Here is a 25386-nt window from a genome sequence, read left to right on the forward strand (position 1 = left end):
GGTTTTTTATTTCTGATGGTCTTACTATAAATACTGGCTCATAAATATTTAGGATAAAGCCCGGAGCCTTACCCCAGGGTCCAATACAAAAAAGCACCATAGGAAAGCAACAGCACCACACCGTCCCGCCATCCCAGACGCAGTCCTTTTGGTAAAAATACCAACGGGAGCATCAAAAAGGAGATTCCCAACATCCAATAAATATCCTGAGTGAGCAGCCGCTCATCGACCAGTTGAATGGGCTGAACCAGTGCCGTTAGCCCCAATACTGCTAACAAATTGAAGATATTGGAACCGATCAGGTTTCCAACCGAAATCGCTTTTTCCTTGCGAATCATAGCGATAATAGAAGCTGCCAATTCCGGGACGCTGGTTCCTATGGAGACCACTGTAATACCTATAATGCGTTCGCTTACTCCAAAATATTGAGCAAGGCCTACTGAACCTGAGACCAACAGTTCCGACCCACCCCAGAGTGCGAGTCCACCGAGTCCCAGGAAGGCAGCTGTTTTATATAGTGGCATTAGCCCCTCCGGCTCCAAAATTCCATCTGCATTTGGAGACTTTACCGGTAGCTCTTCTACTACTGCGGGTTTTTGATAGCGCAGCAGATACACCAAAAATGCAAATAGTGTGGTAACCATGATCCCCCCTTCCAACCGGCTGATCTGACTGTCCACTACCAGAAAACCATAGAACATCAGGGAGGCCAGCATTAACATGGGCCAATCCGTAAAATAGAAACTTCGGCGCACGTCGATGTATCCAATACTTATGGTAACCCCGAGGACTAGTCCCAGGTTGGCAATATTTGAACCGAGTACATTCCCCAAGGCAAGATCGGGGAAACCATCCATAGCGGCCTGCAAACTCACTATGAGTTCCGGAGCAGAGGTGGCGAACGACACCACCGTCATCCCAATTACGATTTTAGGGATGTCCAAACGAAGGCTTAGGGCTACGGCTCCTTTTAATAGCCAATTACCGCCCAGGATTAATAATCCTAAACCGAGTAAGACGTACAATGCGTGAATCACGGCTTGAAATTTTGCTAAAGATAGTATTCCTGCGGCTTGTAAATGCCGTGGGTTAAACACCCATTCCCACCCGACTAAAATAAACGCCCAATCTGCAAAACCGGAGCATGTCCACTATTTTTATAGTTTTTTAACTATTTTTATAGTTAGCCAACGATAGATTTAGTTATATTTGACCCATCATCATCAAAAAACGGGCAGTTGTGGCCGCTGTAAAGGCTGAATTTTCGGCGGCCGCTTCCACCCAATAACCAGGGTAATTCCCGTAAATCTCGATTTATGCAAAAGCTCACAAACAAAGAAGAAGAGGTCATGAAGCTGCTCTGGCAGCAGGAAAAGGCCTTCGTACGCGAATTGCTCGCAGCATTTCCGGAAGGGGATAAACCCCATTACAATACCCTGTCGACTATCGTGCGTCACCTGGAGGAAAAGGGCTATGTAAGCCACGAGGCCTTCGGAAATTCCCATCGCTACTTTCCGGTAATCACCAAAGAAGCCTACCGACGCAAATTCATTGGAGAAACCGTAGCCGACTTCTTTGACAGTAATTATAAAAACCTGGTTTCCTATTTCGCCAAGGAGGAAAAAATTTCAACCGAAGACCTCCGGGAAATCATCCAACTTATCGAAAAAAATAAAAGCTAATGGAAACCCTGGGAATCTATCTGCTAAAAGCAACAGCTATAATGGCCTTATTTCTGGGCACCTACCATTTGTGGCTCAAAAAGGAAACCCTTTTCCGCCTGAACCGGGGTTATCTGCTCACCGGTCTGATAACCTCCCTGTTGCTCCCTCTGGTCAGTATTCCAAGAGAAGTTATCATTCCAATGCAGCGCACGGAATATACCTTGACCGCATTGCCCACTCAGATTGTGGAGATGCAATCACCGGCTCCGATGATCCCTGAAGAACTACCCTTATTTCTTTACGGTGCAATCGCTGCTTTTTTCCTCTTGAAGGTAGCCCGGGAACTCTGGAAACTATTCCGCCTGATTCAACAAACCCCTGCGCGACAATCCGACGGATTCAAACTCATTCCTACACATATTACTGAAGGGCCCTTTTCCTTCTTTCGGTACATTTTTTACAATCCCAGCCGGCATAGCCAGGAGGAATTAGATATGATCCTGGAACACGAAAAAGCTCATGGCGCCCAGTATCACAGTCTGGATATCCTTATGGGACGCCTTACCACTGCTATTCTTTGGATAAGTCCGGTTAGCTGGTTGTACCAGCGCAGCATTCAACAAAATTTAGAATACCTGGCCGACGCCGAGGCGTTGAGGAAGATTCCATCGCCCAAAGCCTATCAGTATACGCTGCTGCGGGTTTCGGGAAATCCCCTCACCCCTGCCCTCGCAACGCCATTCTATAGTTCATTAATCAAAAATCGAATCCTTATGTTAAACACAAACCCTTCAAAACCGTATCGTGTTTTTAAACACTTGCTAATCCTTCCGTTACTGGCCCTCTTTTTAATGGCTTTCTCGCGGGAAGACATATACATCCCCGAATACCTGGATACCGATGTGCCGGAAGCTGTAATTCTGGAGGAACCGACATCTTCAGTACCGCTCAAAGCCGCAACTCCTAAAACTACTGTAGTCGAATCCAAGGCTCAGAAAGACAATACTGCGGCGGTCGCTATTGCGCAGCAGGAAAGCGAATTCAACAAGGTCATTGAAATGACCATTGACAAAGGAACAACCGATGCCCAATTGCGCGAGATGAAAGATAAATTTGCCGCCGATGACATCGATTTCTCCTACACTACCGTTCGCAACGACGCTGGAGATATCACCTCCATAGAAGTAGATATTAAAGGCCCTAATTTCAGTGGCAATTATGCTGCAGAGGAAGAGGATGGCATTGATCCCATGGTTATTCGCGTCGACGACGAGGGCGGGTTATTCGTAGGTACGGCTAAAAGTATGAGTGGTACTGAAATGTACCGCTACCGCAATAGCAGTGATCGATCCCACGCCAATGTTTGGGTGCACCGCAAAGGAGATTCCGACGAGAATGAGGTCATTGAGATTAGGGAGGTCAAGGGAAAAAAGGCCTATTTCATCAATGGAGAAGAAGTCGAAGAATCGGAATTCACCGAAGGTAGTAAGCTCAAAAACGTCATTGTCGAGGTTATGGACGTCGAAGAGGACTCCGACGCCGAAGTGATCATCCACGAGATTAAGATTAAGGGTGAAGACGGAGAAGCCGAAGAGATTATCAAGGTTCGCCCAATGAAATCGAAAGGTTCCTATAAAATAATTCGAGACGGCGATGTACACACTGAAGTCATTGCCGGAGACGGTGGGAATTCCACCAGCACCGTAATAATTACCGACAAGGATCAGGAAGGTGAGACCGTTAAGATCTCAGGAATGGCCAGTAGCGGTAAAGTCAAACTAAAGACAAGCGGCAAAGATCCCCTTATATATATTGATGGGAAGAAGGCCAATAAAAAGGCCATGGAAAAGTTAGACCCGGACGATATCGAAAAGATCGAGGTTCTCAAAGGCGATAAAGCCGAAGAAGCTTATGGCAAGAAAGCCCGGAACGGGGTTGTAGAAATTACGACCAAAAAAGGCTAAATCAAGCTAACCAAACGAGAAAACCGCCTGAAATTCCGGGCGGTTTTTTTATTTCCGCTACCCATTACATCCGCCGGAAAAAAGATGAATTGGCCAAAAAACAGCCAAAATCAGCGAATTTTTCCCTTGATAAGACGAGCATTCCCCAAAATACCCCCTTCAATTCTTACACTATTTGAACTTTAGAGCGAATTGAAGTTTCAATATAGAACTTTAAATAAGGAATAATAGTTTCTTATTTTAATATTAATCGTTATTTCAATTACATTTCTATATTCAATTTCAATAATAATGCTCCAAATCCTTGGTAGAACCTGAACTGCCCCGTTATATTCGAAACATCAAAGAAATCCAAGTATCACAATCTTTAAAACAACAACCATGTTCGCCATCGCCAAATATCTTTTATACTTCGCTGTAGCCCTCGTTACCATTTTAATCTGATTCCCGATGCGTTTCCTATATTTAAGGCGTGAAAAAATCGCTCTTTCGTCTGTTGGCACAAATCAACAAAGCCGTATTGCCCTCCTTGAGCAAACGCAGGCTAGACCTGGCCAAAGCCTCTAAGTGGCAACTGGCCCTTGTGGGCTGGCGCTACTATGTTACTACCAGGGCGCTGGGGGATTAATAGGATACCAGTGCGCGTAGCGGGACATCGCCGAGCTTCTGTCGGCCTCCCAAAAATTCCAATTCAATCAGAAAATTACATTGCACCACTTCTCCACCCAGGGAAGTGACCAAATCGCAAATGGCTCGTGCAGTACCGCCTGTTGCCAGGACGTCGTCATGGATGAGTACACGATCACCGGGGGTAATACTTTCGGCATGTATCTCCAAAGCATCTGACCCATATTCCAGATCATACGTCTGCCGTTGGGTTTTTCGCGGGAGTTTCCCCGGCTTACGAGCGGGAACAAAGCCAACTCCCAGTTTTTCGGCCAGGATCGGGGCATAGAAGAAACCCCGGCTTTCAATACCCACCACTTTGTCGACTCGCAGGTCTTTTACAAAATCCATCAGGGCCTCCCCCGCTTTTCTGAAAGCTTCCGCATCTTCTAATAACGGGGTAATATCTTTGAAAGAAATTCCGGGTGTCGGGAAATCCGGTACTTCCCGGATATAGTCTTTAAAATTCATGGATTTCGTCGGCAGCTTATTTGGCCTTAAATGTAAAAAGAAATATATTTGCATCCCTTTTTAAGGGAACCCAACGGCCTCGTGGCGCAACTGAATAGCGCATCTGATTACGGCTCAGAAGGTTGCAGGTTTGAATCCTGCCGAGGTCACTTAAGCATCGAAAGCTCGCCATTTTGGCGAGCTTTTTTCTTTTCTGACGAGGTGGGAGCTTGCTCACAATCCGAAGTGAGAAAAGTAAAATGCGCAAACCGAAGGTTTGTAGCTTTCGATGTAGACTACGGCACCGGCAGGAAAACCAAGCGAAGCGCAGGTAATCCTGCCGAAATCGTATCAACTATTCCTTAGAAAACAGGTTTTCATATTTTGCTACTATCTCATGAATCTTTAGATATTCTTGGTAGCGTTTTTCGTTGTCCTCGGCGTTGACATTACAAACAACGATTCGGCCCACTTTACTGTCAGCATTAAACTGCAAATCGGTTTGAACCCCGGGATCGCTTCCGGAGTGCCCGATATTCTTACTTTTTGGATTCATGCCAATAAAGATCCTTTGGTCGTCATTATCTCCAGGCAGCATTATATTGGAGAACGGTGGTGGTAAAATCTCGCTTTTCCCCATAAAAGCATTAATGAGTTCCTGCAAAAAACGACTTAAGTCTTCTACACTGGAATAAAGTCCACCATCTGGATAAGTAATCAAGCTATAATCGGGAACAATTTGACCGAGTGGAAAATATCTTGTTGCCATCTGCTGCTTTGCTACTGATTCCAATGACCATGTGGTCGAGCTCATTTGGAGTGGAGTGAAGAGATATTCTATCGAAGAAGCCTCAAGTGAATTACCCGTTGCATATTCAATAATTAATCCTGTCAAAGCTGCATTAATATTTGCATACTCTTTTACCTGACCCGGTTCAGCTTTTAAAAAGTTCTTTTTTTTATACCATTCTCCATCTGGATGAAGAATATTATTTAAAAACTCCTCCAGGCTCATTTTATGATGGGATTTAATAAACTTCTCAAAATCCTGATGAACATTCGTCTGGCTCATTTTGGTGTCGGCAGACACATATGATTTACCGTAGTTTTTTGTATCTGTGATACCTGAAGTATGTGTGGCTAAGTGCTTAATAAGAATTGGGGTTTCTTTTGAGTGAGGGTTGATCACTTTAAACGGCAAGTACTCATTAATGGATGAGGTATAGGTGAGTTGTTTGTTTTGAATGACCTTTACTAAAACAGCACCTAAGACTACCTTAGAAGTTGAGCCGATATTAAGCACCGTTTTCGAAGTGAAGGGAGAACCTGTTTCCCGATTGCTATATCCAAATCCTTCTTGATATAAGACTTCATTTTCATTTACAATAGCAACACAGAAACCCGGCAAATCTGAATTTTCGAAATGTACTTGTAGTTCGGTCGTAATTTGTTCATTGATATCCTGACCAGCCAGGTTTAATGAAGTAAACAAAATCCCAGTAACGCAGAAGGAAAGTACTCTTTTCATGATTGTTGATTCTTTTGATATTGAAGGCCGACCTAATGTCGAATTCTGATCAAAAGAACAGCTTTGACTATTACAATACGTCTCATGCGAAGAATTGAGTCCTGTTTTATGAGCTCTTTCTAAATTCTGAAGGAGATTGTCCGGTATGCCTTTTAAAGATCCTATTAAAACTCGCCTTGGAATTAAACCCGCAATCAAAAGCAATTCCCAATAAGGTCAGGTGTTTATACTGTTCCTCTTTAACCCGCTTTTTAAATTCATCGACCCTGAATCCATTTACATAGTCGTAGAAAGAAATTTGCTTTTTTTGATTGAGCAAAGCCGATAATTCCTTGTCGGTAATACCAAGATTGTCGGCAAGCTCGCCCAGGGTTAATTCCTCTGCAAGGAAGAGTTTATCTTTTATCATCATGGAATCAAGGGCCCCGATTAATTCCTTATCTCCTTTGGTGATTTCTATCTGCTGAGGTTGTCTAATGCTATTAATATCTTCTAATAAGAAATCTGCAACAATGATCTTTGGTTGTTCCACACCAGTATAACCTAGGAAAAGAGTAACTAAAAAAAGTGATACAACCGAGAAATATGCTCCATAGAAAGCGCCCTCAGAACTAAAAATCTCTAAGAAAAGTGAGGCTAAATCTATTGATGTGAACGCAATGCACAATCCAATTAAATAACGTATCCAGGTTATGTCCGTGTTTAGTAAGGAAGAGTATGTTGCTTTTATGGCCCGTTGATATTGGTTGAAATAATATGACCCCGTTAGCAGAAATATTAAAAAAACAACATCCCTGATGATAGCAAAACCTACCTGGTTATTATCTATTAAATCTAAATAGGCAAAAATTCTTCTTTCCGCATACACTTCTATAGTCAGCGGGACTCCTACAAATAATACGACTGCCAGCACTGGAATATAGAGCCACACAATTCGCTGCGGCCAGGGCCTTGCATGCCTGAAAAGCGCATCCAAATAATGAATAAGCAAAGGACCAAGGATCCAAAGGATACTAAACTGAAAAAGAAAAGTTCCTTTGAAAATATCGGTAAGCTGATGCAAACCGCTATAGGCGTGAAGGAAAACTAGAAATATGACGAAAAAAAAGACAATCAGAATCTTATGATGCATTGCTTTACCTTTCTTTTTCAGGCTCCTAAACAATAACATCAAGGTTATAGTAATACCTGCAATAATTATGAAATCGAGTAGCAATTCCATTTATAGATGGTTTCTGATCAAAGGCTTCATGAAGATATTCCGTATCTCCTAAAGTACAAACCCCGCGCTTATAAGTGGCGTATATAAATTCAGTGGAACGCTAAGGTGGGCGATCCAAGTGATCTTAAGCGCCAAAAACTGATTTCACAGGACTTTTTTGCCTTTAGCTATTAACCAAATTGCTGTAATTCAGACCTGACTACTAACCAATAACTGATAATAAAAATCCAAATTTTTGAGCTTGTTCTTGCATACCTAATATTATTATGTATATTTGCCTAACACTATTAGGTAAATGGATAAGAGAATAAAGCGTTCAGCTACTACTAAGAAAAAATGGAAGTATGGAATTGGGGCACTAGTACTGATTGCACTAACCAGTTCAATGCTTTTTTCATCTTATAAATCCACTTTTGAAATTGATCCTGCTGAATTATTAGTAGCCGAGGTAACAACTGCTGAATTCACCTCTGCAATCAGCCTTCAGGGAGTGATAACTCCTAAAGATTTTATAGTAATTGATGCTAAACAATCCGGAAGTGTCAAAAGAATATACAAAGAAGCAGGAGACCCCTTGTTGGCAGGTGATACAATCCTGATTTTGGAAAATTCAAACCTCGAGCTCGAGGTGCTGCAACGCGAGTCACAACTGCTCGAGCAACTCAATGGGCAGCGTCAAACTAAGATTTTACTCAATCAGAATGACCTGAATCAAAAGGAAGAGCTCGCAGAAATTAACTACCAGATCGATCTACAAAAACCTCGCTATGAGCGAAATAAAAAACTATATGCAAGGGGGGTGATCTCATTACAGGAATATGAGGAAATATCTAAATCGTATTTATACTTCTTAAATAGAAAAGAGTTATTCAAAGAAGCCTACAATGCCGATTCTCGCGCGCGAAGCATTGAACTCGGTCAAATTCGATTATCAGAAAAGCGAATAGAGCAAAACCTGGAAGCTGTCAATCAAATTCTGAATCGACTGATTGTACAAGCACAACAGGATGGCCGCCTCGGCGATTTTGAAATCCAACTGGGACAAACCATCAACGAAGGGGATCGAATAGGCGAAATTTATGAGATGGCGCAACCTATTATTCTGGCTCAGGTCGATGAATTGTATATCAATTCGATTGAAACTGGAACTCAAGGCACAGCTACCATTAACGGTAGTGATTATAGTATAAACGTACAAAGAATCATTCCTACTATTACCTCTGGTAACTTTCAAATTGAGCTTTCTTTTGTCGATGCTATCCCAGAAAATCTGCGAAAAGGACAAACCTCGCGCGTACAATTATTTTTAAGTGAAGCTCAAAATAGTACCGTATTACCGGTCGGTCAGTTCTACAACAGCACTGGTGGCAATTGGGTATATAAAATCAACAATGGGGAAGCTGTAAAAACTCAAATACAGTTGGGAAACAAAAATGCAGACTATCACGAAGTTCTCAATGGCCTTGCTGCAGGTGATAGAGTTATCATCTCAAGCTATGATCGCTATAAAGAATTCGAAAAAATTAAAATTGACAAACAATGAATAAGGATGTTTTGATCCGTATGGAAGATGTATATAAATACCATTATACAGAAAGTATGCAAACTGCCGCACTCAATGGTATAGATCTCGAAATTAAGCATGGCGAATTTGTATCGATCATGGGTCCATCAGGAAGTGGAAAGTCCACATTGCTCAATGTTATCGGGATGATTGATAAGATGGACGATGGTCTTTATCAGTTTGAAGATTACCAGATAAACGGGCTTTCACAGAAAGACAGAGCCAGTATTCGTAAAGGGAATATGGGTTTCATTTTTCAAAGCTTCAACCTAATTGATGAGCTAACCACTTTTGAAAATGTAGAACTACCCCTTTTGTATCTGAAAATTTCAAAAGCCGAAAGGAAGGAACGCGTAGAAAAAGCTTTGGAATCACTCGAAATGATGCACCGCAAAGATCACTATCCACAACAATTGTCAGGCGGGCAGCAGCAACGAGTCGCTATTGCACGGGCAATAGTAGTACGCCCCAAATTAATCTTAGCGGATGAGCCTACAGGTAATCTGGATTCAAAAAATTCAGAAGCAGTCATGAATATTATTAAGGAATTACATGCTGCCGGCTCAAGTATCGTGATGGTTACCCACTCGCATAAGGATGCTGCCTATGCAGAGCGTACCATTCAGCTTTTTGATGGCAATATTTTAGAAAATGAATCAAACTTAAAAGCAATATAAGATGGCCACGAAAGCACTCATAGCCGCCTCTACCAAGCCCATGGTTCTAAGCATCTTATCCTATGGTGAGAATTACGGTTACAACATTATCCAGGAAGTAGAACGCATGTCCGGTGGAGAATTACAGTGGACCGACGCAATGCTCTATCCCGTGCTTAAACGGATGGAAAAAGAAAAACTAATCTCTTCCAGATGGGTAAAAACAGAATCTGGACGCAAGCGCAAATACTATAAAATCACGGATACAGGTAGGGCTAAACTGACCGAAGAAAAAACACAGTGGTTAAACGTAAATACCATTTTTGAAAGCTTGTGGGGTAATCAGGATCGTCTGTCTTTGACTGAAATTCAAATTCCGATACAATGAGCACTCAGCCTTTTAATGTAGACAAAGCGATTAGCGACTGGCAAAAAGCCCTGCTCAAATACCATTCCATCGATCCTGAATTCGCGGAAGAACTTGCCTCTGGATTGCGCGACAGATATGATGCACTCCTGAAGGACGGGATTGCGGCTGAGGACGCTTTCGCACGTGCCCGGAAAAAAACAATAGCTGACCCGAATCAACTCGCCCGTGAAATGAGCGACGTCAAAAGCCGTAGCACTGGTTTTTTAGGTGATTTAGCCTTTTTATTGCCTAATTACTTGAAAATCGGTTGGCGGAATCTTGGTAGGAAGAGTTTTTACAACCTGATCAACCTTACTAGTTTAACCATAGGAATTGTCTGTGCAGTCCTGGCAATCCTCTATATCGACTATGAAACCAGTTTCGATGATTTTGTACCCGAATCAGAAAGGATTTATCGGGTTGGACAGAATTTACGATCGCAGGAATACAGCATGATCGGGTTTGAAGATTACAATAGCTCGACTGCTGAAAAACAGCAAATTCATATCGATGCCATAAGGAAAGCTACAGGTGTCGAAGCAGCATGCCAATTTTTCATATTTGACAACCCACAATACATTAATACAGGTGAAGACAGATTGGAAACGACGAAGATCCTTCAAACCAACACGCCTAATTCCTTCCTGGAACTTTTTGGGTGGGAATGGATAGTCGGATCAAAAGAACAATTTACCAATGATCCGAGAACGGTTTTATTTACTGAAAGTGAGGCAGAACGATTTTACGGTATGGACTGGAATGCCGATAAGGTCATAGGTCAATCCATTGTCATTGATACTACAGCCTTTACAATTGCAGGTGTATTGAAAGATGTGCCGTCTAACTCCCATCTTGATTTTAACGTCGTGATTCATCAGAGACGAATTGACTACTGGGGTGCAAGGACTTATGTCAAAGCGGCAAATGGTACAGATGGGACAGCCATTAAAAGGAATTTGGACCTAAAAATTGGGGAGATTAATCCCCGGTTGTCCAGAAGCGAGCTCTTCGGTGGTTTTACGCTAGACCGACTTCAGGATATTCACCTCAACTCAGACAAGCTTTACGAAATAAAACCACCAGGCGATAAGCAGTATCTGTACATATTCAGTATCATTTCCAGTATCATTCTACTGCTGACCATCAGTAATTACACCAATCTATCCATTGCGATGAATGCCAGTAGAATGCGTGAAATAGGAATGCGAAAAATATTTGGGGCCAGCCAAGTAAGCGTTTCAAAACAATTCCTGATAGAAGCCTTACTCATTGCGCTACTATCCACTCCACTGATAATCGTGCTCTTAATTTTTATTATTCCCCGGCTCAATGCCTTTATGGGAGTAGCAATTGCTACCGATTTTTGGGCCCAGGGTAGCTTCTGGCTTCTTTTGATTTCTTTATTGATCCTGGTAGGATTGCTCTCTGGGCTTTACCCTTCAATTTTCTTGAGCAACCGAAAGATTACTAGTCTTTTTAAAGGTAACATGGTCAAAGATCGAAGCAGCTCTTTTACGGTACGTAAGGCCATAATTACTTTTCAGTTTGGTTTGCTAATCGGGCTTTGTAGTCTGACACTATTTGTGAATAACCAGCTTGAATTTATAAGTGATAAAGATCTGGGTTATCAAAAAGAGAACATTCTCTATGTGGATATTAATTCCAACTGGGAGACTTTTACAGCCTTTAGGAATGAGTTGAACAGCATTTCAGGAATCACTGGAGTAGGCACTGGGAGCGATATGGGCACCACTCCCTACAATCAAACTACCTATCGTTTAAAAGACACGGATCAAGTCTTTGATGATGCGTACAATGTTTATTTTGATTATGCCTCCCTGAAGCTATTAGGGATAGAAACAAGTATCCTCGACTACTTGGACAATCCCTTAAACGCACCCTCGAATATTGTATTGATCAACGAAACAGCCGCACAGAAGCTGTCCACTCAGTTTAATATCCCAAAAGAGGACTTAATCGGAAGAACTATTATTGAAGAACCTGAATATACGGACGAAGAAACGGGTGAGGTTGGCTTCCCTTTTCAAATAGGGGGGTTCACAAGCGATATCAATGTGTTTTCCCTAAAAGAAAAGATCACCCCAATGTTCGTTCGGGTCTATCGTCAGTCCGATTACGCGTATCTGGCCTCAATAAGCTACGACGAAAGCATATCAGAGACGGTCTTGCAAAGCGTAGAAGCTGCTTTCAAAAAGGTAAAACCCAACGATACCTTCATGTATGAATTCCTAACTCAAAATGTCAATGCTTTATACGAGCAAGAGCAGAAAATTGGACGTCTTTGTGTCTATTTCAGCGTGATTGCCTTTCTGGTGGCAATCCTGGGTCTAATTGCCTTGACCGCTTATTTGACCACGCTCAAGCGCAAAGAAATCGGAATGCGAAAGATACTGGGGGCTTCAACGCTGGGAATTGTCAAATTGTTCAACAAGGAGTATTTGCCCCTGCTGGTTTTTGCATTCTTTGTCGCCGCACCCGTCACCTACCTGGGGGTATCTAGGTGGTTGTCCACATTTGCCTATCGCATAGATATCAATTTGATGGTATTTCTTTTAGCAACTGTATTAACCCTGGCAATTAGTAGTGCAGCGGTGAGTTTGGTTACGCTTCGTGTGATACGCAGTGAACCTGTGGAAGCGCTCCGAGAGGAGCAGTAACGCATTTTTTTAGATAGTCATTGCATTGCCAACACGTAATAGAATAGTATGAAATCGATAAAGCTTTTACCATGCCTGCTTTTATGCTCAGCTTATGCGGCTTCACAGGATACAATCGTGAAGAATTACCCGGAGACAAATCAGCGATGGGAAATAATATATGAAGATGGCAAAAAGACCAAAGAAACCGTTTACCATAAATCAGGAAATTCCTGGATGACAGCGCGGTATGATTCTGATAATCGAGAAGACTGGCGCTGGTATCATAAAAATGGAAACCTCTTTTTTAAAGCGACGATTATCGACAACAAGATTGAGGGCAAGTATCAGATTTGGTATGAAAACGGCCAACTCGCTGAGCAGCTCAATTTCATTGCGCAGATCGAAAACGGACCCGCTCAGTTTTATCATCGGAATGGGCAACTTGCCATGCGGGGTAACTACAGAGACGGAAGAATGACTGAAGGGTGGGAATTCTTTGATGTAAATGGTAAGCCTGCCAATGGTACCTGGGAATGGAATTTTGCTGCACAACCTGGTAAAAGAAGAATGATGGGGGAACTAAAAGATGGAAAACGTATCGGGAAATGGGATTACCACACGACGGCTATGGGTAAGGAAAAGAAGCGATTTAATGAAGTGTTAGAATGAGGCCAGTTACCTTTTTGTCACTGCTGTTCCTTCTTTTCCACAGTGCCTCCTTCTCTAAGAGTAGATATGAAAGCTCATCCAGAGCCAAAATTGAAATACTGTCAAACTCAAGGTCTGGAACAGCGGGAATAATCAAGTACTACGATTATTGGAATGATCAAACCAACTCCAGTGCCTTATATGTATTCTTTAAACAAGGGAGTCGAAGCGTACCAATAGTGTCGATTAGCCTTGAGAATTTCAACTTCTCAGCAGTCCTCTCCTCCGATAAAAGTGGATTTTTCGTAGTTCCCAATAAGAATACAGAATCCCAAACTTGTATTGACTTTCGGATTTCCTTTCAGGACAGCGAAGCTGATATTTTGCCTCATTGTTTAGAGATGGTATACATTCCCCAGGGAAAATTCTATCTGGGTGATCCCAAATCATTTGAATATCGAAATTCTAAAAGTACAAGTCGGGGATCGCTGGGAGCCCCTTTAAACGCCTTTTTCAAATCGGGGATTAATGGGACCTTTGATGGTACGTATATAGTCGATTCCGAGAAAGAAATCCTCATTGGTGAATGCGATGGATGTCTAAATTATCAGGATGCAGAAATCCCCGGGGTGAATACTTACTCTGGAGACAAAAAAGGTGTTCTGCCAAAAAAATTCCCCAAGGGTTTTTCCTCCTTTTATCAAATGCGATATGAGCTTACAGAACAGCAATATTGCAACTTCCTAAATTCATTATCTCCGTCCCAGGCGGCCAGGAGGATAGATATCAATGATACTTTTCAAGGGGGTACAAGGAGAGACTACGGCAATTTTATAACGTTTAATGAGGGTAAATTCGTAACGACAAGACCCAACCAGGCCTGCAGTTTCATCTCTTGGAATGATTGCCTGGCTTATGCCGATTGGGCAGGACTGCGCATTATGACAGAGTTAGAGTTTGAAAAATCTTCCAGAGGTCCAGTAAAGCCAAAATTTAGAGAATATTCATGGGGCGGCAGTGAAATTGAGAACCAATTTTTTCTCGATAAAAACTTATTTCCCCTGGGAGAAGGCGATTTTTATGTCGACGGTAACATTCACGTAAATTATTTGGGCTTTAATAATTATAAAGATGTTTGCGGGGATCGGGGGAGCGATCCGGACTACGGGGGTTGCAGAAATTTGTCTTCAAAGATGACCTATCGCGGCCCACTGCAAACGGGTATACACGCCAAAGAGAAAAGTGTTCTCAATCGGGTAACAACAGGTAGTGGATACTACGGCACCTTGGATTTAAGTGGTAATGTACGAGAACCTGTAATTCCTGTTGGAAATAGCTATAGCAGACAATATGAAGGCACTGTTGGAGATGGAATTCTATCAGAAGAAGGTAAGTCTAACAGTGTGGATTGGCACTACGCCTCAGGAACTGATTTAGTATTCGGCTACAGAGGAGGTTCCTGGTCGTATCACGAGAATCACGGCAGAATTGCAGACAGGTTTTGTGTATATAGAAAAGGAGTGGATATACGAACGCCTTACTCAGGATTCAGAGGTGTTAAAGACTAACTAGCTCAAAGGAAAATTGAGCACTGCGACCGCATCTGGAGATAGCGCCATAATAAAATCCCCCGCAACTGGAGTTGCGAGGGATGCACTTATCTATTCTCAATTGTTTCAAATGCTTTGCTTCACAACGCCTGCGACACCTGCTGATTCCAAATTCCAGTGGCCTTTGTTTTTGCTACAAATTCTTTGAAATCAGTAGCCATTCGTCCCAGAACCCTTTCTATATCGTGAGAAACATCCTGGTTCTCAGGATTGCCCAACACCTCTTCGAACAGGTAACCGAATAACCAAATGTAGGACTCCGGCAATCCGGCAGCCTGCATGCCTCCTTTGAATTCATCAAGGGTAATGGGAACGTACTTGATTTCCCGGCCGATTCCTGCTGACATAGCTGCAACCACTTCACCCCAGGTCATTTTGCGAGGGCCGGTCACGGTAATCGTCTGTCCGTTATACGAATCATCCACCAGAACTTTTGCAACGATATCCGCGATATCATCCGCATCTACGAATGGAATCTCCGCTTCAGGCATCGGCAGGGCAACCGTTCCAGCAAGGACCGACTCAAGAAACGCCCCCTCGCTGAAATTCTGATTGAACCATGAGGCTCGCACCAGGGTGTAGTTCAAACCTGAATCCGCAACGATTTGCTCACAGACCTCAGCTTCCCGTTCTCCTTTACCAGAAAGCAAAACCACTTTTTCAAGGCCTTGTTTTAAAGCCACTTCTGTTAGTTTCTCAATAGCTTCTCTGGACCCGGGCACAGCCAGATCCGGATAGTAAACGATATACGCCCGGTCCATCCCTTTTAAGGCAGGGGCATAGGTTGCGGGATCGTCCCAGTTAAATGCAGGTTGGCTATTTCTCGATCCAATTTGAATAATATGACCTGCTTCGTTCAGCCTTTCAACTACGCGGCTACCTGTTTTACCTGTGCCGCCGATAACTAATACATTGTGTTTCATTTCACTACTTATTTTGGGTTTCTAATTAATTGCTTATTGAATTTTTGATTTGAATAAAAGTCCGAGGAGTGCAGCCAGAAAGGCGATAACCGCAAAAGCGGTACGTATCGCGTGCAGTCGATTCCAGCGCATTTCATAATACTCCCTGAAAGTCATTATTTGCTCCGCACTCATATTGGCAAGGTCCAGAACATCTAATTGGTTATTCAAAGGGACGTTACCCATTGCGGTAACACCGAAAGTCCCTCCGAAATAGGTGATCGCGGATCCTAACACCAACCAAAAAACCAGCCGGCTCGAATGGAACTCGGTTACACTGGTAATACCAAGAAGAATCAGGCTTCCAAAAAAAATGAGGAAAAAGGCCGGGTTTAAAATGGCCCGGTTTATGGACTGCATGGTTTGCAGATAAGTCAAATCCGGAACTTTTAAAGTACCCGGGATAACCGATACAGACCAGGCGGAAAAGAAGCCTGCTGAAAGACCGGTCAGGGTTACAGCCGAAAAAAATACTAGGGTTTTGAAAGTGAATTCCATGGTGTCCGAAATTTTAACGATGTAAAACTACGGGCAACACAAAGGTCGTGCTTGGCCATTCATGCCATTGTTATGACAGTTTCTGCCAAGTAGCAGAAATTCCTAAAGATTTCGAAAGTGAAGTGGAGAATAACCCGTCCAACGCTTGAATGCGCGACTAAACGTGCTTTGTTCTGCAAAGCCAGTTTCAAAGGCAATTTCAGAGACTGTGCGTCCTGTATTGAGCAATAAATCCCGGGCTACATTTTCCTGGGTCTTGCGTATAAGATCCCGAAAGGTAAGGTCATTCTCCTGCAGCCTCCGGGCGAGTGTACGGTTGCTCATCCCCATATGTTCGCTTACTTGCCGGATACTCGGAATCCCACTGGGCAAGGCATCCCGGATAAGGCCTTCAACATCCAAAGCTACCTTATTGGCCGAAACCACCAACCCAAGCCTTTCTTCTTCCACCCGCTCTACCAGGAAACGGTTTATACTGGCATCCGCCTTCGCCGTTCGGGTTTCCAGGTCACTGGTATGGTAGGTTATCGAATACGCAGGCTGGTTAAAAAGAACCGGACAGCCGAAGGCTGTGGTATAACTGCTTAAATCACAAGGAGGATCGTGTTTAAAAGTAACCTCGATAGGAGAAATTTTAGTTTCGGTCATGGCCTGTAATACGACCACAGTAGCCGAAAGTGTCGCTTCATTGGAAAGCTCAAGGCCTCTGCGGTGGGGTTCCCGAAGTAAATGGATCACCGATGAGGTCCCCAGTTTCTGAACCTTAAAGGCATAGGTGTCTGAGAGCAACTTAAAATAGCGCTCACTGCGTTCGAATATTTCCCCTGCCCAAGAACAGGTACGCCAGGATAGTCCGAGAACTCCATAATCCTCTATCTTCATTTGCTGTCCTACCCGGATGGCAAATCCAGGCCCTAAAGCCTGGTCGAGTATTTCGTGGAGTTCAAAAAAATGATCTGCCGGGACTGCCTGAATGCCCTCCAGCGCATCATGGGGAGTAGGCAATTGTTTCAGCACACTCAATTTCACCCCCTCTGCTAATGCACAGTTGACCATTTTCCGGTACAGGTGAATCGAGATGTACTTCAAGGCACAATTTACTACTTGGGGGTTTACTCCTTCATCAGACTAATCGCTACCCCACCACCGGCTGCGAGCTTAAAGCTGAGTGTGTCTCCCTTACTAATTGAGGCCGATTCGATGGCATAGTCTCCGGGGTTGTCTTTATAATGGGCTTCATCCCCATCCTTATAAACAGTTGCCTTGAAGGAGGTTCCTTCCGGGAGGAAATCAAAATCGATAGTGATTTCGCGCTCGTTTTCGTCCGTAATAGCCCCGACAAACCAATTGGCGGTTTCCCGCTCTTCCCTGGCTATTACTACAAAATCGCCAGGTTCCCCATCCAGGGTCATGGATTGCTCCCAGTTTACCCCAACATCCCGAATAAACTGAAAGGCCGGATGTCCTTCATAATTCTCAGGCAGGTCCGCAGCCATTTGTACTGGGCCGTAAATCACAACATAGAGCGCCAGCTGATGGGCTAAGGTGGTATTGATCTGGTTGTCTGGTTTAGGCTCCAGGCTCAATTCAAAAATACCTGGTGTAAAATCAATGGGGCCTCCCAACATCCTTGTAAAGGCTACCATGGAAAGGTGTTCCGGGGGATTACCTCCATCCGTTGCCCAGGCATTAAATTCCTGCCCACGAAGCCCTTCCCGGGCAATGGCGTTGGGATACGTCCTTCGGATACCTGTAGCCTTTATTGGTTCGTGGGCATTAACAGCCACCTGGTTTGCGGCCGCATGCTCCAGGACTTTGCGATAGTGGTTTACCATCCACTGCCCGTGGTGGTATTCGCCTTTGGGAATAATTTTACCAACATAACCTGTTTTAACCGCGTGGATCCCCAGGGAACTCATTAAGCTATATGCCGTATCTAATTGCTGTTCGTACGTCCTAGGGGCAGCCGAAGTTTCGTGGTGCATGATAAGCTCGACCCCTTTTTCCCGGCCATAGCGTACCACTTCCTCGATGTCATAATCCGGATACTCCGTCACAAAATCGAAAATCCCTTCGCGCTCTTCGAATCCGGTCCAGTGGTCCCAGCCGGTATACCAGCCTTCCACCAGCAAGCCTTTAATCCCATTGGCAGCTGCAAAATCGATATAACGCTTCGCATTTTCTGTATTGGCACCGTGAGTTCCTACAACCTCCTGATTCCCGGTCTCAAAAGTATTCATGCTTTGCGAGCCCTCTAAATCCCAAGTAGAAAGTCCCAGGTGCATTTCCCACCAGATCCCCATGTATTTCATAGGTTCAAACCAGCTGATATCGCCCAGTTTGTTGGGATCATTAAGGTTTACTATGAGTTTAGAATCTATCAAGCCTCCAGCAGTTTCACTGATCTGAATCGTTCTCCAGGGTGTTTGAAAGGGCAAGGCTCGTTTTACTTTATAGTTATTGCGCTCTGATCCTACCAAATTACTGACCATGGCTAGGTTTTCCGGATCTACCTGCAAGGTCATTCCAGAATAGTCGGTTAGGTTGGCCTCGTGAAAACTGAGGTACATGCCGTCATCGGTTTTCATCGTTACCGGTGTATTGACCGCGTTCACCGGGATGTAGGTGGCAGCCAGATCTGGATGATTCCTCATTTGGGTGGCATCAATTTCACTAAACCGCGACTTGGAATATAAGAGCTCGTAGATATCCCAATCCCCAGGCAACCAATATGTGGTATGATCCCCGTTAAGGGCAAACTCAGTTCTTTCCTCGCTGATGAACAATGAATCGACGCCTTCTTGTTCAGGGAATTCATAGCGAAACCCTATCCCATCGTCATAGGCTTTGAAATAGATGGTGAGCGGGCGCTGGGCCCCACCTTTTTCTGCCAGTCTTATAGTTAGCTGGTTGTACGTATTCTGGACAATACGCTGTTCCCCCCACTGCATTTCCCATTCTTCAGAAAATGAACTGTTCGCAACATTAAGGATTTCAAATCCACCCATCATATCCTCCTGACCCTCTAATTCAAAGCCCATTTTTGAAGGGTTGATGATGGCCGTCTCACCACGAGTCACTGTGTAACTCGGGCTCCCTGATTCGTCCAGCTCAAACTTTATGGAAATCTGTCCGTCCGGTGAGGCAACCGTTGCCTCATTAAGCTCCGAACATTGCCAGAACGTCGTTGAAATAGCGATTAAAAGAAGTAGATTTTTAAACTGTTTCATTATAATTCGGTTGATAGATTAGCAATCAATGCCAAATTTGGATAGATTGATTAAGCCACAAAAAATACGAATAAATGATAGAGACATCAAGCAATTGGCACTAAAGTACTATCGCGTTTTCCCGAAGAAACCCGAATTTTAAATCAACGTTTCCTTTTGAACGCTTTTACCTCACAAAATTCAATTTAAATCCAACCAGCATGCGAAAATTTATACTGTCATTCTGCTTCCTTGGCTTTTTTATATGGAGTTGTCAGGACAATATGGACAATTCCCCCAAACCTGAAAATGCCCATTCCGCAACCACCCAGGCTATTGACACCACACCAAGGGTAACAGGAATTGGCGGAATATTTTTAATGGCCGATTCCCCTGATTCAACAACCTCTTGGTATGCGGAAAATCTCGGGATAGCTATGGATCAGTACGGAGCTGTCTTTGAAACAAGAAATGCCAGGGATTCCACGCAAAAGAATTATCTGAGGTGGAGTCTCTCCAACCCCAACGATTATTTCGAGCCTTCCAATAAGGGGTTCGTAATTAATTATCGGGTGCAACATATCGAAGCGCTGGTCGAAAAACTCGAGCGAAATGGGGCGGTTGTTCTGGATAGTATTGTGGAGTACCCTTACGGGAAATTTGTACATATCCTGGATCCCGAAAACAACAAGATTGAATTATGGGAACCTGTAGACAGTGTCCTGTCGGCATTGGGAAGTCCAACGAATAAGTAAGAGAAATGAAAAGAAGAATAGTCCACTTTGAAATAGGGTGTCAGGATATTGAAAAAGCCAGCGAATTCTACAAGACGGTATTTAATTGGGAATTAGAGCGTCATGGAAATTCGGCTGTAATCAAAACCGAAGCGGAACATTCCCTTAGCGGGCATATCAATCAGCTCGGTCCTGAGGATTTACAGCGCTACATAACGATTTACATAGAAACCGATTCCCTGGAAAAAGATCTTCGAGTGATTAAAGAAAAGGGTGGTGAAATCATAGTTGCCCCTGTGCAGCTTCCGGATGGAAGGAAATTCGCCTGGTTTCAGGATATCTCCGGAAATATCTTAGGGCTTATTACTCCAAAGTAAGCGTATTGTAGGATGTACAAAGAACCCCGCTACTGTGAGCGGGGTCTGTTACATAAAGGAAGACATAGGAATCGCCTATCCCAGGAACTAACCTCATTGCTTTTTAAGCGCGCCGAGATAAGTTTTGAAAGTGTAGATTCCCGGTTTAATTGAACTGTCTTTTATGTCTTTTGGGGGTTCATAGACGAGCACATCCTTTTTCCAATAGTACTTTCCCCCTCCGAAACAACGTGTATACGCCTCGTTATAGGCATCTTTATATTCGGCACTTATCGACCCATTATTCATAATGCTGTAGTAAGCATTTCCAAAAGGTTGCTTTCCCCGGGCATTAGTTCCATCATTGCAACCGTTTACCAGGGCCTGCTGGATTTCGTTTGTTGGACTTTGAGCATTCGCGGAATAACCAACTACTACCAAAGCTAAAATCGCTACAATCTTTTTCATTTCACTTGAATTTAAATTAGACTTAAACATTAAAACAGAAATAGCTAGGCGTTGTCGATCAATTGGTTTGGTATGTTGAAATGTCAAAGGATGTTCTTTAGATGGCCAATTCCGTTAGCACCCTAATTTCAACTGTTTCGAATTCGAATGTAAAATATAGGGTAATTTCTTCTTTTTATGTAAGACTTTTCGATATAATGCAGATACATTTTAAAGCCTTGCCCTCCCGTTGCCAAACCGTAACAATTTTTTCTGTCAGACGTCTTTAGGAAAAACACAACCCATGAGAACCGCTATACCAGCCGCTTTAACCTTATTTCTTATTCTTTTTCTTTCCGCTTGTAAGGATCAAAAGGAAACTACACAGGCCGCTGAACCTGTTAATACTGTCTTGGACACCTTGAAAGGGCCATCGGATTTCTATCCAAGCGAGCGCACCAAGGTACTAGTTGTGGGCACCTTCCACTTCGAGTATCCCGGACTGGACGCACACAAAACCTCGGACGATGACAAGATCGATGTACTCGAGGAACCTAAACGCAGCGAGTTGGAAGAACTTATTGCCCACATTGCGAAATTTAAGCCGAACAAAATAGCCATTGAAGCCCGCCCTTCCTGGAATACGATGGGCAAGTTTGAAGCTTATAAAAATGGGGAGCACGCCGATAAGCGGGACGAACGCTATACCCTCGGAATGCGCATGGCCCGGGATATGAATTTGGATACCATTTACTCCCTGGATGCCCAGGCCCTGATCAATGAGCTTTTTGTCAGGGATTCGAATTTGGTAAAATCCCTCACAGGTAAAATTGATTGGGAAGCCCCGGATCCGTACTGGGAACTGTCAAAAAAATGGCTGGATTACGACGATAAGATCATTCCCAAAATGAACCTGTTAGATTACTTCAAAGTCATGAATTCACGGGAAAATCATCTGGCGAATTACGGACTCTATCTAACCGGAAGTATGGGGAAGGCCGAGGGGCAGAGCGCCGACCATCTCTCCATGTGGTGGTACAACAGAAACCTGCGCATTTTCTCGAAAATCGTCGCAATGACCGAGGGTCCGGAAGATCGTATCCTCGTCATTTTCGGCAATGGCCACGCCGCAGTGCTGCGTCAGTTCTTCGAGGCTTCTCCCCAGTACGAGTTTGTGGAATTCGATAGTCTCTAGCCGATTGGATTTGTAGGAGGTGTAATCATTACTTCCGCCTAAACACCAACAATCGCACATCGGCAACGCCTTTTCCGGGTACTTCAAGTGCTTTGAGCACCATCGAATCACGTCCGGCTTCCAGGTGAATAGTCCCTAATTGGAAGGCTTTAAATTCTTTAGTGTAGGATTCAATCCTTGGTACACGATCCCTGTTCATGCCTTGTAGAGGCGGATCATGGGGCGTATCCAAAACCGCCGAAACCTGATTTTCACCATGAGTAAGTTGAATGACTGCCCCTACATCATCAGGCTTTACCGTAGCATAAAGATCCACTTCAAAATCTCCTTCCTCCAATACATTTACATCCCAGACAATGGAATCCCCTAGGCCAGCCCAACCCATAAAAAAACTATCATTCGGGTATTTATTGCTTCTGGATATTGCACCGAAGCCACTGCCATCACGAGCAGGAAGGTGTGTGAAGCTATAGTCCGGATGCCCCAGGGTATAGGGTCTATCCTTAACGCCTTGACCCAAGGTATTTTCTGTCCACAAATCCCTGGCAGCTTGTAACTGTGCTTCTATCTCAGGATACCTGGTGTTCACTTTTGTCAACTGACCCCGATCGCTCCTTATTTCATACAATCGCCCCTGCTCGTCCAGGCGAAAATCCTGTGAGCGGATACTGGTTTTCCCGTTCCAATGGTTGAATATTAAGTGATCCTGCCAATCCTGAGATTCTCCATGGAGTAAAGGAGCAATATTCCTTCCGTCGAGCTCGCTTAGCCTACCGGTATCAAGCCCTGTCAGGTTGGCCAGGGTAGGAAACAAATCCAGCGCACTCGCAATGTGATCCAGGCGTTTCCCGGCCGGTAAGTTCCCTTTCCATCGAATAAAGCAGGGAGAACGCACACCTCCCTCATCAGTAGATCCTTTTTTGCCACGCATGCCTCCATTATAGCGCCATCCATTGGGACCGTTGTCCGAGAGATAAACCACGATGGTGTTCTCTGCCAATTCGAGTGTTTCCAACTGCGCGACTACCCTACCTACATTATCATCGATATTAGACACCATTGCCAGGGCCGCCCGGGTAAAATTTTCATCCTCAGGCTCATCCCCTGCATAGCGTTGGCGCAACTCCCTGTCCCTGAATTTCTCCCAATAAGAATCCGGAACCTGCATGGGGCTGTGAGGCGTATTGAGAGCCAAATACAGGAGGAAGGGCTCTTCCTGATGATTTTCGATATAGGATATGGCGTGCGTAGTAAGATCATCGGCCAGGTAGCCTTCCCCGCGCACTACCTCCCCGTTGTGCTCCAGAATGGGACTGAAGTAATTACCCCAATGTCCCGAAGCAAATCCATAGAATTCCTCAAACCCCCGGGCATTTGGATGATAAGGGGCCTGCATGCCATTATGCCATTTTCCAAAAGCTGCGGTAGCGTAACCCGCATTATTAAAATAATCCGCAATAGTCGGCACCTCCGAATCCATCCGTTCTCCTCCCGCCGAAGTATCAAAAACTCCCAGACTAGTGAAGTATCGGCCAGTCAATAATTCGGCCCGGGTTGGCGAACACACCGGCTGCACGTAAAAATTGTCAAAAACAATACTCTCCCGGGCCAGCCTATCCAGATTGGGTGTCTCAAAGTTCCTATTGCCATTGAAACTAAGGTCACCCCAGCCCTGGTCGTCCGTAAGAATTACGATCACATTTGGCGGTCTATCATCTGAAGTGGTCGAACTCGATTCGGTTTTATGACCCTGACAAGCCGTGAGCCACAATAACAAAAGTCCGAGATAATATATTGGTCGCATAACTAAAGAAACCCCATTCTTGCGAATGGGTCATTTTAGGTTGCCTTCGGGTAATCGATGTAACCTTCCGGGCCCGGGGTGTAAAACTTATCCATTTGGGGATCATTCATCTCCAGGTTATTTTTCCAACGGTAAACCAAATCCGGATTCGAAATAAGGGGTCTGCCAAAGGCAACCAAATCGCCCTTTCCATCCTGTAAATCCTTCTCAGCAGACGCATCGTCGTAACCGCCGGATAAGATGAGTACGCCGTTAAAATGCCCTTGTATATCCTTGCGTATGCCATCTGGTAATGGAAGCGCTCCCAGGGCCTCATGATTTACCAGGTGAATATAGACCACCCCTATCTCATTCAATTTTTTGGAGAGATAACTGTAGGTTTCCTCCTGGCCGTCAAAGGGGCCTACATCGTTAAATGCACCATTAGGGGATAGTCGGATGCCTACTTTTTCAGCACCGACAGCGGCAACTAAGGCTGCGGCTAATTCCAATACGAACCGGCAACGGTTTTCAGCGCTACCCCCATATTCATCCGAACGCTGGTTGGCTTGTGGATTGATGAACTGCTCCACCAGGTACCCATTGGCTCCGTGGATTTCAACCCCATCGAATCCTGCTTCAATAGCATTTTTGGTCGATTGCACGAAATCCGCGATGGTATTTTGGATATCTTCCAGAGTCATTTGCTTTGGAGCAGGAATCTCCAACTCCCCCTCGCCGTCTACATACATCTTGGTCGTTGCAGGAGGAATGGCAGAAGGCGCCAATACCAGGGACGATTCCGGCATATTGGCCGGGTGGGAAATCCGTCCGGTATGCATGAGCTGCATGAATATTTTTCCGCCTTGCTCGTGAACGGCTTTGGGAACTCCTTTCCAGGCTTCGGTCTGGGCAGCATTGTAAATACCCGGGATCCGGGCATATCCGACCCCATTCGGCGAAGGTGCTGTTCCCTCCGTGATAATCAGTCCTGCGCTTTCGGCACGCTCCCCGTAATAGGTCGCCATAATTTCGGTTGGAATATGATCCGGAGTGGCCCGGCAGCGAGTCATCGGTGCCATAACCACTTTATTCTTGAGTTCGAGGTTCGTACTGGAAAAAGGTTGAAACAGTGTTTTGTTTGCTGACATCAGGGAATAA

Annotated in this window: 23 protein-coding genes and 1 tRNA gene; 13 read left to right on the forward strand and 11 right to left on the reverse strand. The window is 44.3% G+C overall.

All coding sequences use genetic code 11. From position 1 onward, the window contains the following. Positions 1-68: 68 nt before the first annotated feature. The gene (locus BM318_RS12200) at positions 69-1037 is read right to left on the reverse strand and encodes a calcium/sodium antiporter (RefSeq protein WP_092982868.1); all 969 of its coding nucleotides are present in this window, start codon (positions 1035-1037) and stop codon (positions 69-71) included. Positions 1038-1316: 279 nt separating this feature from the next. Between BM318_RS12200 and BM318_RS12205 the strand changes: the two genes are divergently transcribed. The 3 genes from BM318_RS12205 (at position 1317) to BM318_RS12215 (ending at position 4256) form a co-directional block, all read left to right on the forward strand. Then, positions 1317-1682, forward strand: a complete 366-nt coding sequence (locus BM318_RS12205) for a BlaI/MecI/CopY family transcriptional regulator (RefSeq protein ID WP_092982869.1) — start codon at positions 1317-1319, stop codon at positions 1680-1682. Next, the gene (locus BM318_RS12210; protein WP_092982870.1) at positions 1682-3628 is read left to right on the forward strand and encodes a M56 family metallopeptidase; all 1947 of its coding nucleotides are present in this window, start codon (positions 1682-1684) and stop codon (positions 3626-3628) included. The genes BM318_RS12205 and BM318_RS12210 overlap by 1 nt, the downstream gene beginning before the upstream one ends. A gap of 472 nt (positions 3629-4100) precedes the next feature. Further along, a complete protein-coding gene (locus tag BM318_RS12215; RefSeq protein ID WP_092982871.1) occupies positions 4101-4256 on the forward strand; it encodes an SsrA-binding protein in 156 nt (51 codons plus the stop codon). Here BM318_RS12215 and BM318_RS12220 read toward each other — a convergent pair. Beyond that, on the reverse strand, positions 4253-4765 hold the full coding sequence (locus BM318_RS12220) for an adenine phosphoribosyltransferase (protein WP_092982872.1): 513 nt from the start codon (positions 4763-4765) through the stop codon (positions 4253-4255). The two genes, BM318_RS12215 and BM318_RS12220, sit on opposite strands and share 4 nt — an antisense overlap. Before the next feature lie 75 nt (positions 4766-4840). Between BM318_RS12220 and BM318_RS12225 the strand changes: the two genes are divergently transcribed. Continuing rightward, positions 4841-4914 (forward strand) — tRNA-Arg (locus BM318_RS12225). A 185-nt stretch (positions 4915-5099) separates the two neighbouring features. Here BM318_RS12225 and BM318_RS12230 read toward each other — a convergent pair. Together BM318_RS12230 and BM318_RS12235 are read right to left on the reverse strand one after the other, a co-directional pair. After that, positions 5100-6272 (reverse strand): serine hydrolase domain-containing protein, encoded by a 1173-nt coding sequence (locus BM318_RS12230; protein ID WP_092982873.1) that lies wholly within the window; start codon positions 6270-6272, stop codon positions 5100-5102. 106 nt (positions 6273-6378) lie between these two features. Next, positions 6379-7494: a helix-turn-helix domain-containing protein gene (locus tag BM318_RS12235; protein ID WP_092982874.1), complete on the reverse strand. Its 1116-nt coding sequence runs from the start codon at positions 7492-7494 to the stop codon at positions 6379-6381. A 295-nt stretch (positions 7495-7789) separates the two neighbouring features. Between BM318_RS12235 and BM318_RS12240 the strand changes: the two genes are divergently transcribed. The 6 genes from BM318_RS12240 to BM318_RS12265 are packed head-to-tail and all read left to right on the forward strand — an operon-like array spanning position 7790 to position 14999. Beyond that, positions 7790-9037 carry an efflux RND transporter periplasmic adaptor subunit gene (locus tag BM318_RS12240; RefSeq protein ID WP_092982875.1) on the forward strand — a complete coding sequence of 416 codons (1248 nt, stop codon included), beginning with the start codon at positions 7790-7792 and terminating at the stop codon, positions 9035-9037. Next, entirely contained in the window at positions 9034-9735 is a 702-nt protein-coding gene (locus BM318_RS12245; protein WP_218155000.1) for an ABC transporter ATP-binding protein, read from the forward strand. Before BM318_RS12240 ends, BM318_RS12245 begins: the two co-directional genes overlap by 4 nt. A 1-nt stretch (position 9736) precedes the next feature. Next, positions 9737-10102, forward strand: a complete 366-nt coding sequence (locus tag BM318_RS12250; protein ID WP_092982876.1) for a PadR family transcriptional regulator — start codon at positions 9737-9739, stop codon at positions 10100-10102. Then, complete coding sequence (locus BM318_RS12255; protein WP_092982877.1) at positions 10099-12801, forward strand: FtsX-like permease family protein; 2703 nt, start codon at positions 10099-10101, stop codon at positions 12799-12801. Before BM318_RS12250 ends, BM318_RS12255 begins: the two co-directional genes overlap by 4 nt. A 48-nt stretch (positions 12802-12849) precedes the next feature. Further along, the gene (locus tag BM318_RS12260) at positions 12850-13452 is read left to right on the forward strand and encodes a toxin-antitoxin system YwqK family antitoxin (protein WP_092982878.1); all 603 of its coding nucleotides are present in this window, start codon (positions 12850-12852) and stop codon (positions 13450-13452) included. Further along, a complete protein-coding gene (locus BM318_RS12265) occupies positions 13449-14999 on the forward strand; it encodes a formylglycine-generating enzyme family protein (RefSeq protein WP_143099974.1) in 1551 nt (516 codons plus the stop codon). Before BM318_RS12260 ends, BM318_RS12265 begins: the two co-directional genes overlap by 4 nt. A gap of 122 nt (positions 15000-15121) precedes the next feature. Here BM318_RS12265 and BM318_RS12270 read toward each other — a convergent pair whose 3' ends face one another. The 4 genes from BM318_RS12270 to BM318_RS12285 form a co-directional block, all read right to left on the reverse strand. Then, on the reverse strand, positions 15122-15964 hold the full coding sequence (locus tag BM318_RS12270; RefSeq protein ID WP_092982879.1) for an NmrA family NAD(P)-binding protein: 843 nt from the start codon (positions 15962-15964) through the stop codon (positions 15122-15124). 33 nt (positions 15965-15997) lie between these two features. Continuing rightward, entirely contained in the window at positions 15998-16501 is a 504-nt protein-coding gene (locus BM318_RS12275; RefSeq protein WP_092982880.1) for an anthrone oxygenase family protein, read from the reverse strand. 102 nt (positions 16502-16603) lie between these two features. Further along, a complete protein-coding gene (locus BM318_RS12280) occupies positions 16604-17590 on the reverse strand; it encodes an AraC family transcriptional regulator (protein WP_092982881.1) in 987 nt (328 codons plus the stop codon). Positions 17591-17613: 23 nt separating this feature from the next. After that, on the reverse strand, positions 17614-19731 hold the full coding sequence (locus BM318_RS12285; protein WP_092982882.1) for a glycoside hydrolase family 97 protein: 2118 nt from the start codon (positions 19729-19731) through the stop codon (positions 17614-17616). 200 nt (positions 19732-19931) lie between these two features. Between BM318_RS12285 and BM318_RS12290 the strand changes: the two genes are divergently transcribed. Further along, positions 19932-20465, forward strand: a complete 534-nt coding sequence (locus BM318_RS12290; RefSeq protein ID WP_245759829.1) for a VOC family protein — start codon at positions 19932-19934, stop codon at positions 20463-20465. A gap of 5 nt (positions 20466-20470) precedes the next feature. After that, a complete protein-coding gene (locus BM318_RS12295; RefSeq protein ID WP_092982884.1) occupies positions 20471-20821 on the forward strand; it encodes a VOC family protein in 351 nt (116 codons plus the stop codon). Positions 20822-20914: 93 nt separating this feature from the next. Here BM318_RS12295 and BM318_RS12300 read toward each other — a convergent pair whose 3' ends face one another. Then, positions 20915-21268 (reverse strand): hypothetical protein, encoded by a 354-nt coding sequence (locus tag BM318_RS12300; RefSeq protein WP_092982885.1) that lies wholly within the window; start codon positions 21266-21268, stop codon positions 20915-20917. Positions 21269-21551: 283 nt separating this feature from the next. On the opposite strand from BM318_RS12300, the gene BM318_RS12305 reads away from it, so the two are divergent. Beyond that, on the forward strand, positions 21552-22442 hold the full coding sequence (locus tag BM318_RS12305; protein ID WP_245759830.1) for a DUF5694 domain-containing protein: 891 nt from the start codon (positions 21552-21554) through the stop codon (positions 22440-22442). Positions 22443-22470: 28 nt separating this feature from the next. On the opposite strand, the gene BM318_RS12310 is transcribed toward BM318_RS12305, so the two are convergent. Further along, on the reverse strand, positions 22471-24246 hold the full coding sequence (locus BM318_RS12310; RefSeq protein ID WP_092982886.1) for an arylsulfatase: 1776 nt from the start codon (positions 24244-24246) through the stop codon (positions 22471-22473). Between the two features lie 35 nt (positions 24247-24281). Continuing rightward, on the reverse strand, positions 24282-25376 hold the full coding sequence (locus tag BM318_RS12315; protein WP_092982887.1) for an alkene reductase: 1095 nt from the start codon (positions 25374-25376) through the stop codon (positions 24282-24284). Positions 25377-25386 lie beyond the last annotated feature (10 nt).

The organism is Robiginitalea myxolifaciens, assembly GCF_900115205.1.
GTDB lineage: Bacteria > Bacteroidota > Bacteroidia > Flavobacteriales > Flavobacteriaceae > Robiginitalea > Robiginitalea myxolifaciens.

Excerpts from the sequence above, each read along its gene's own strand:
- BM318_RS12245 (WP_218155000.1), top strand. The coding sequence starts at position 9,034 with ATGAATAAGGATGTTTTGATCCGTATGGAAGATGTATATAAATACCAT.
- BM318_RS12315 (WP_092982887.1), bottom strand. The coding sequence starts at position 25,376 with ATGTCAGCAAACAAAACACTGTTTCAACCTTTTTCCAGTACGAACCTC.
- BM318_RS12285 (WP_092982882.1), bottom strand. The coding sequence starts at position 19,731 with ATGAAACAGTTTAAAAATCTACTTCTTTTAATCGCTATTTCAACGACG.
- BM318_RS12240 (WP_092982875.1), top strand. The coding sequence starts at position 7,790 with ATGGATAAGAGAATAAAGCGTTCAGCTACTACTAAGAAAAAATGGAAG.
- BM318_RS12310 (WP_092982886.1), bottom strand. The coding sequence starts at position 24,246 with ATGCGACCAATATATTATCTCGGACTTTTGTTATTGTGGCTCACGGCT.
- BM318_RS12290 (WP_245759829.1), top strand. The coding sequence starts at position 19,932 with ATGCGAAAATTTATACTGTCATTCTGCTTCCTTGGCTTTTTTATATGG.
- BM318_RS12265 (WP_143099974.1), top strand. The coding sequence starts at position 13,449 with ATGAGGCCAGTTACCTTTTTGTCACTGCTGTTCCTTCTTTTCCACAGT.
- BM318_RS12270 (WP_092982879.1), bottom strand. The coding sequence starts at position 15,964 with ATGAAACACAATGTATTAGTTATCGGCGGCACAGGTAAAACAGGTAGC.
- BM318_RS12250 (WP_092982876.1), top strand. The coding sequence starts at position 9,737 with ATGGCCACGAAAGCACTCATAGCCGCCTCTACCAAGCCCATGGTTCTA.
- BM318_RS12205 (WP_092982869.1), top strand. The coding sequence starts at position 1,317 with ATGCAAAAGCTCACAAACAAAGAAGAAGAGGTCATGAAGCTGCTCTGG.
- BM318_RS12300 (WP_092982885.1), bottom strand. The coding sequence starts at position 21,268 with ATGAAAAAGATTGTAGCGATTTTAGCTTTGGTAGTAGTTGGTTATTCC.
- BM318_RS12220 (WP_092982872.1), bottom strand. The coding sequence starts at position 4,765 with ATGAATTTTAAAGACTATATCCGGGAAGTACCGGATTTCCCGACACCC.
- BM318_RS12235 (WP_092982874.1), bottom strand. The coding sequence starts at position 7,494 with ATGGAATTGCTACTCGATTTCATAATTATTGCAGGTATTACTATAACC.
- BM318_RS12255 (WP_092982877.1), top strand. The coding sequence starts at position 10,099 with ATGAGCACTCAGCCTTTTAATGTAGACAAAGCGATTAGCGACTGGCAA.
- BM318_RS12260 (WP_092982878.1), top strand. The coding sequence starts at position 12,850 with ATGAAATCGATAAAGCTTTTACCATGCCTGCTTTTATGCTCAGCTTAT.
- BM318_RS12210 (WP_092982870.1), top strand. The coding sequence starts at position 1,682 with ATGGAAACCCTGGGAATCTATCTGCTAAAAGCAACAGCTATAATGGCC.
- BM318_RS12305 (WP_245759830.1), top strand. The coding sequence starts at position 21,552 with ATGAGAACCGCTATACCAGCCGCTTTAACCTTATTTCTTATTCTTTTT.
- BM318_RS12230 (WP_092982873.1), bottom strand. The coding sequence starts at position 6,272 with ATGAAAAGAGTACTTTCCTTCTGCGTTACTGGGATTTTGTTTACTTCA.
- BM318_RS12275 (WP_092982880.1), bottom strand. The coding sequence starts at position 16,501 with ATGGAATTCACTTTCAAAACCCTAGTATTTTTTTCGGCTGTAACCCTG.
- BM318_RS12295 (WP_092982884.1), top strand. The coding sequence starts at position 20,471 with ATGAAAAGAAGAATAGTCCACTTTGAAATAGGGTGTCAGGATATTGAA.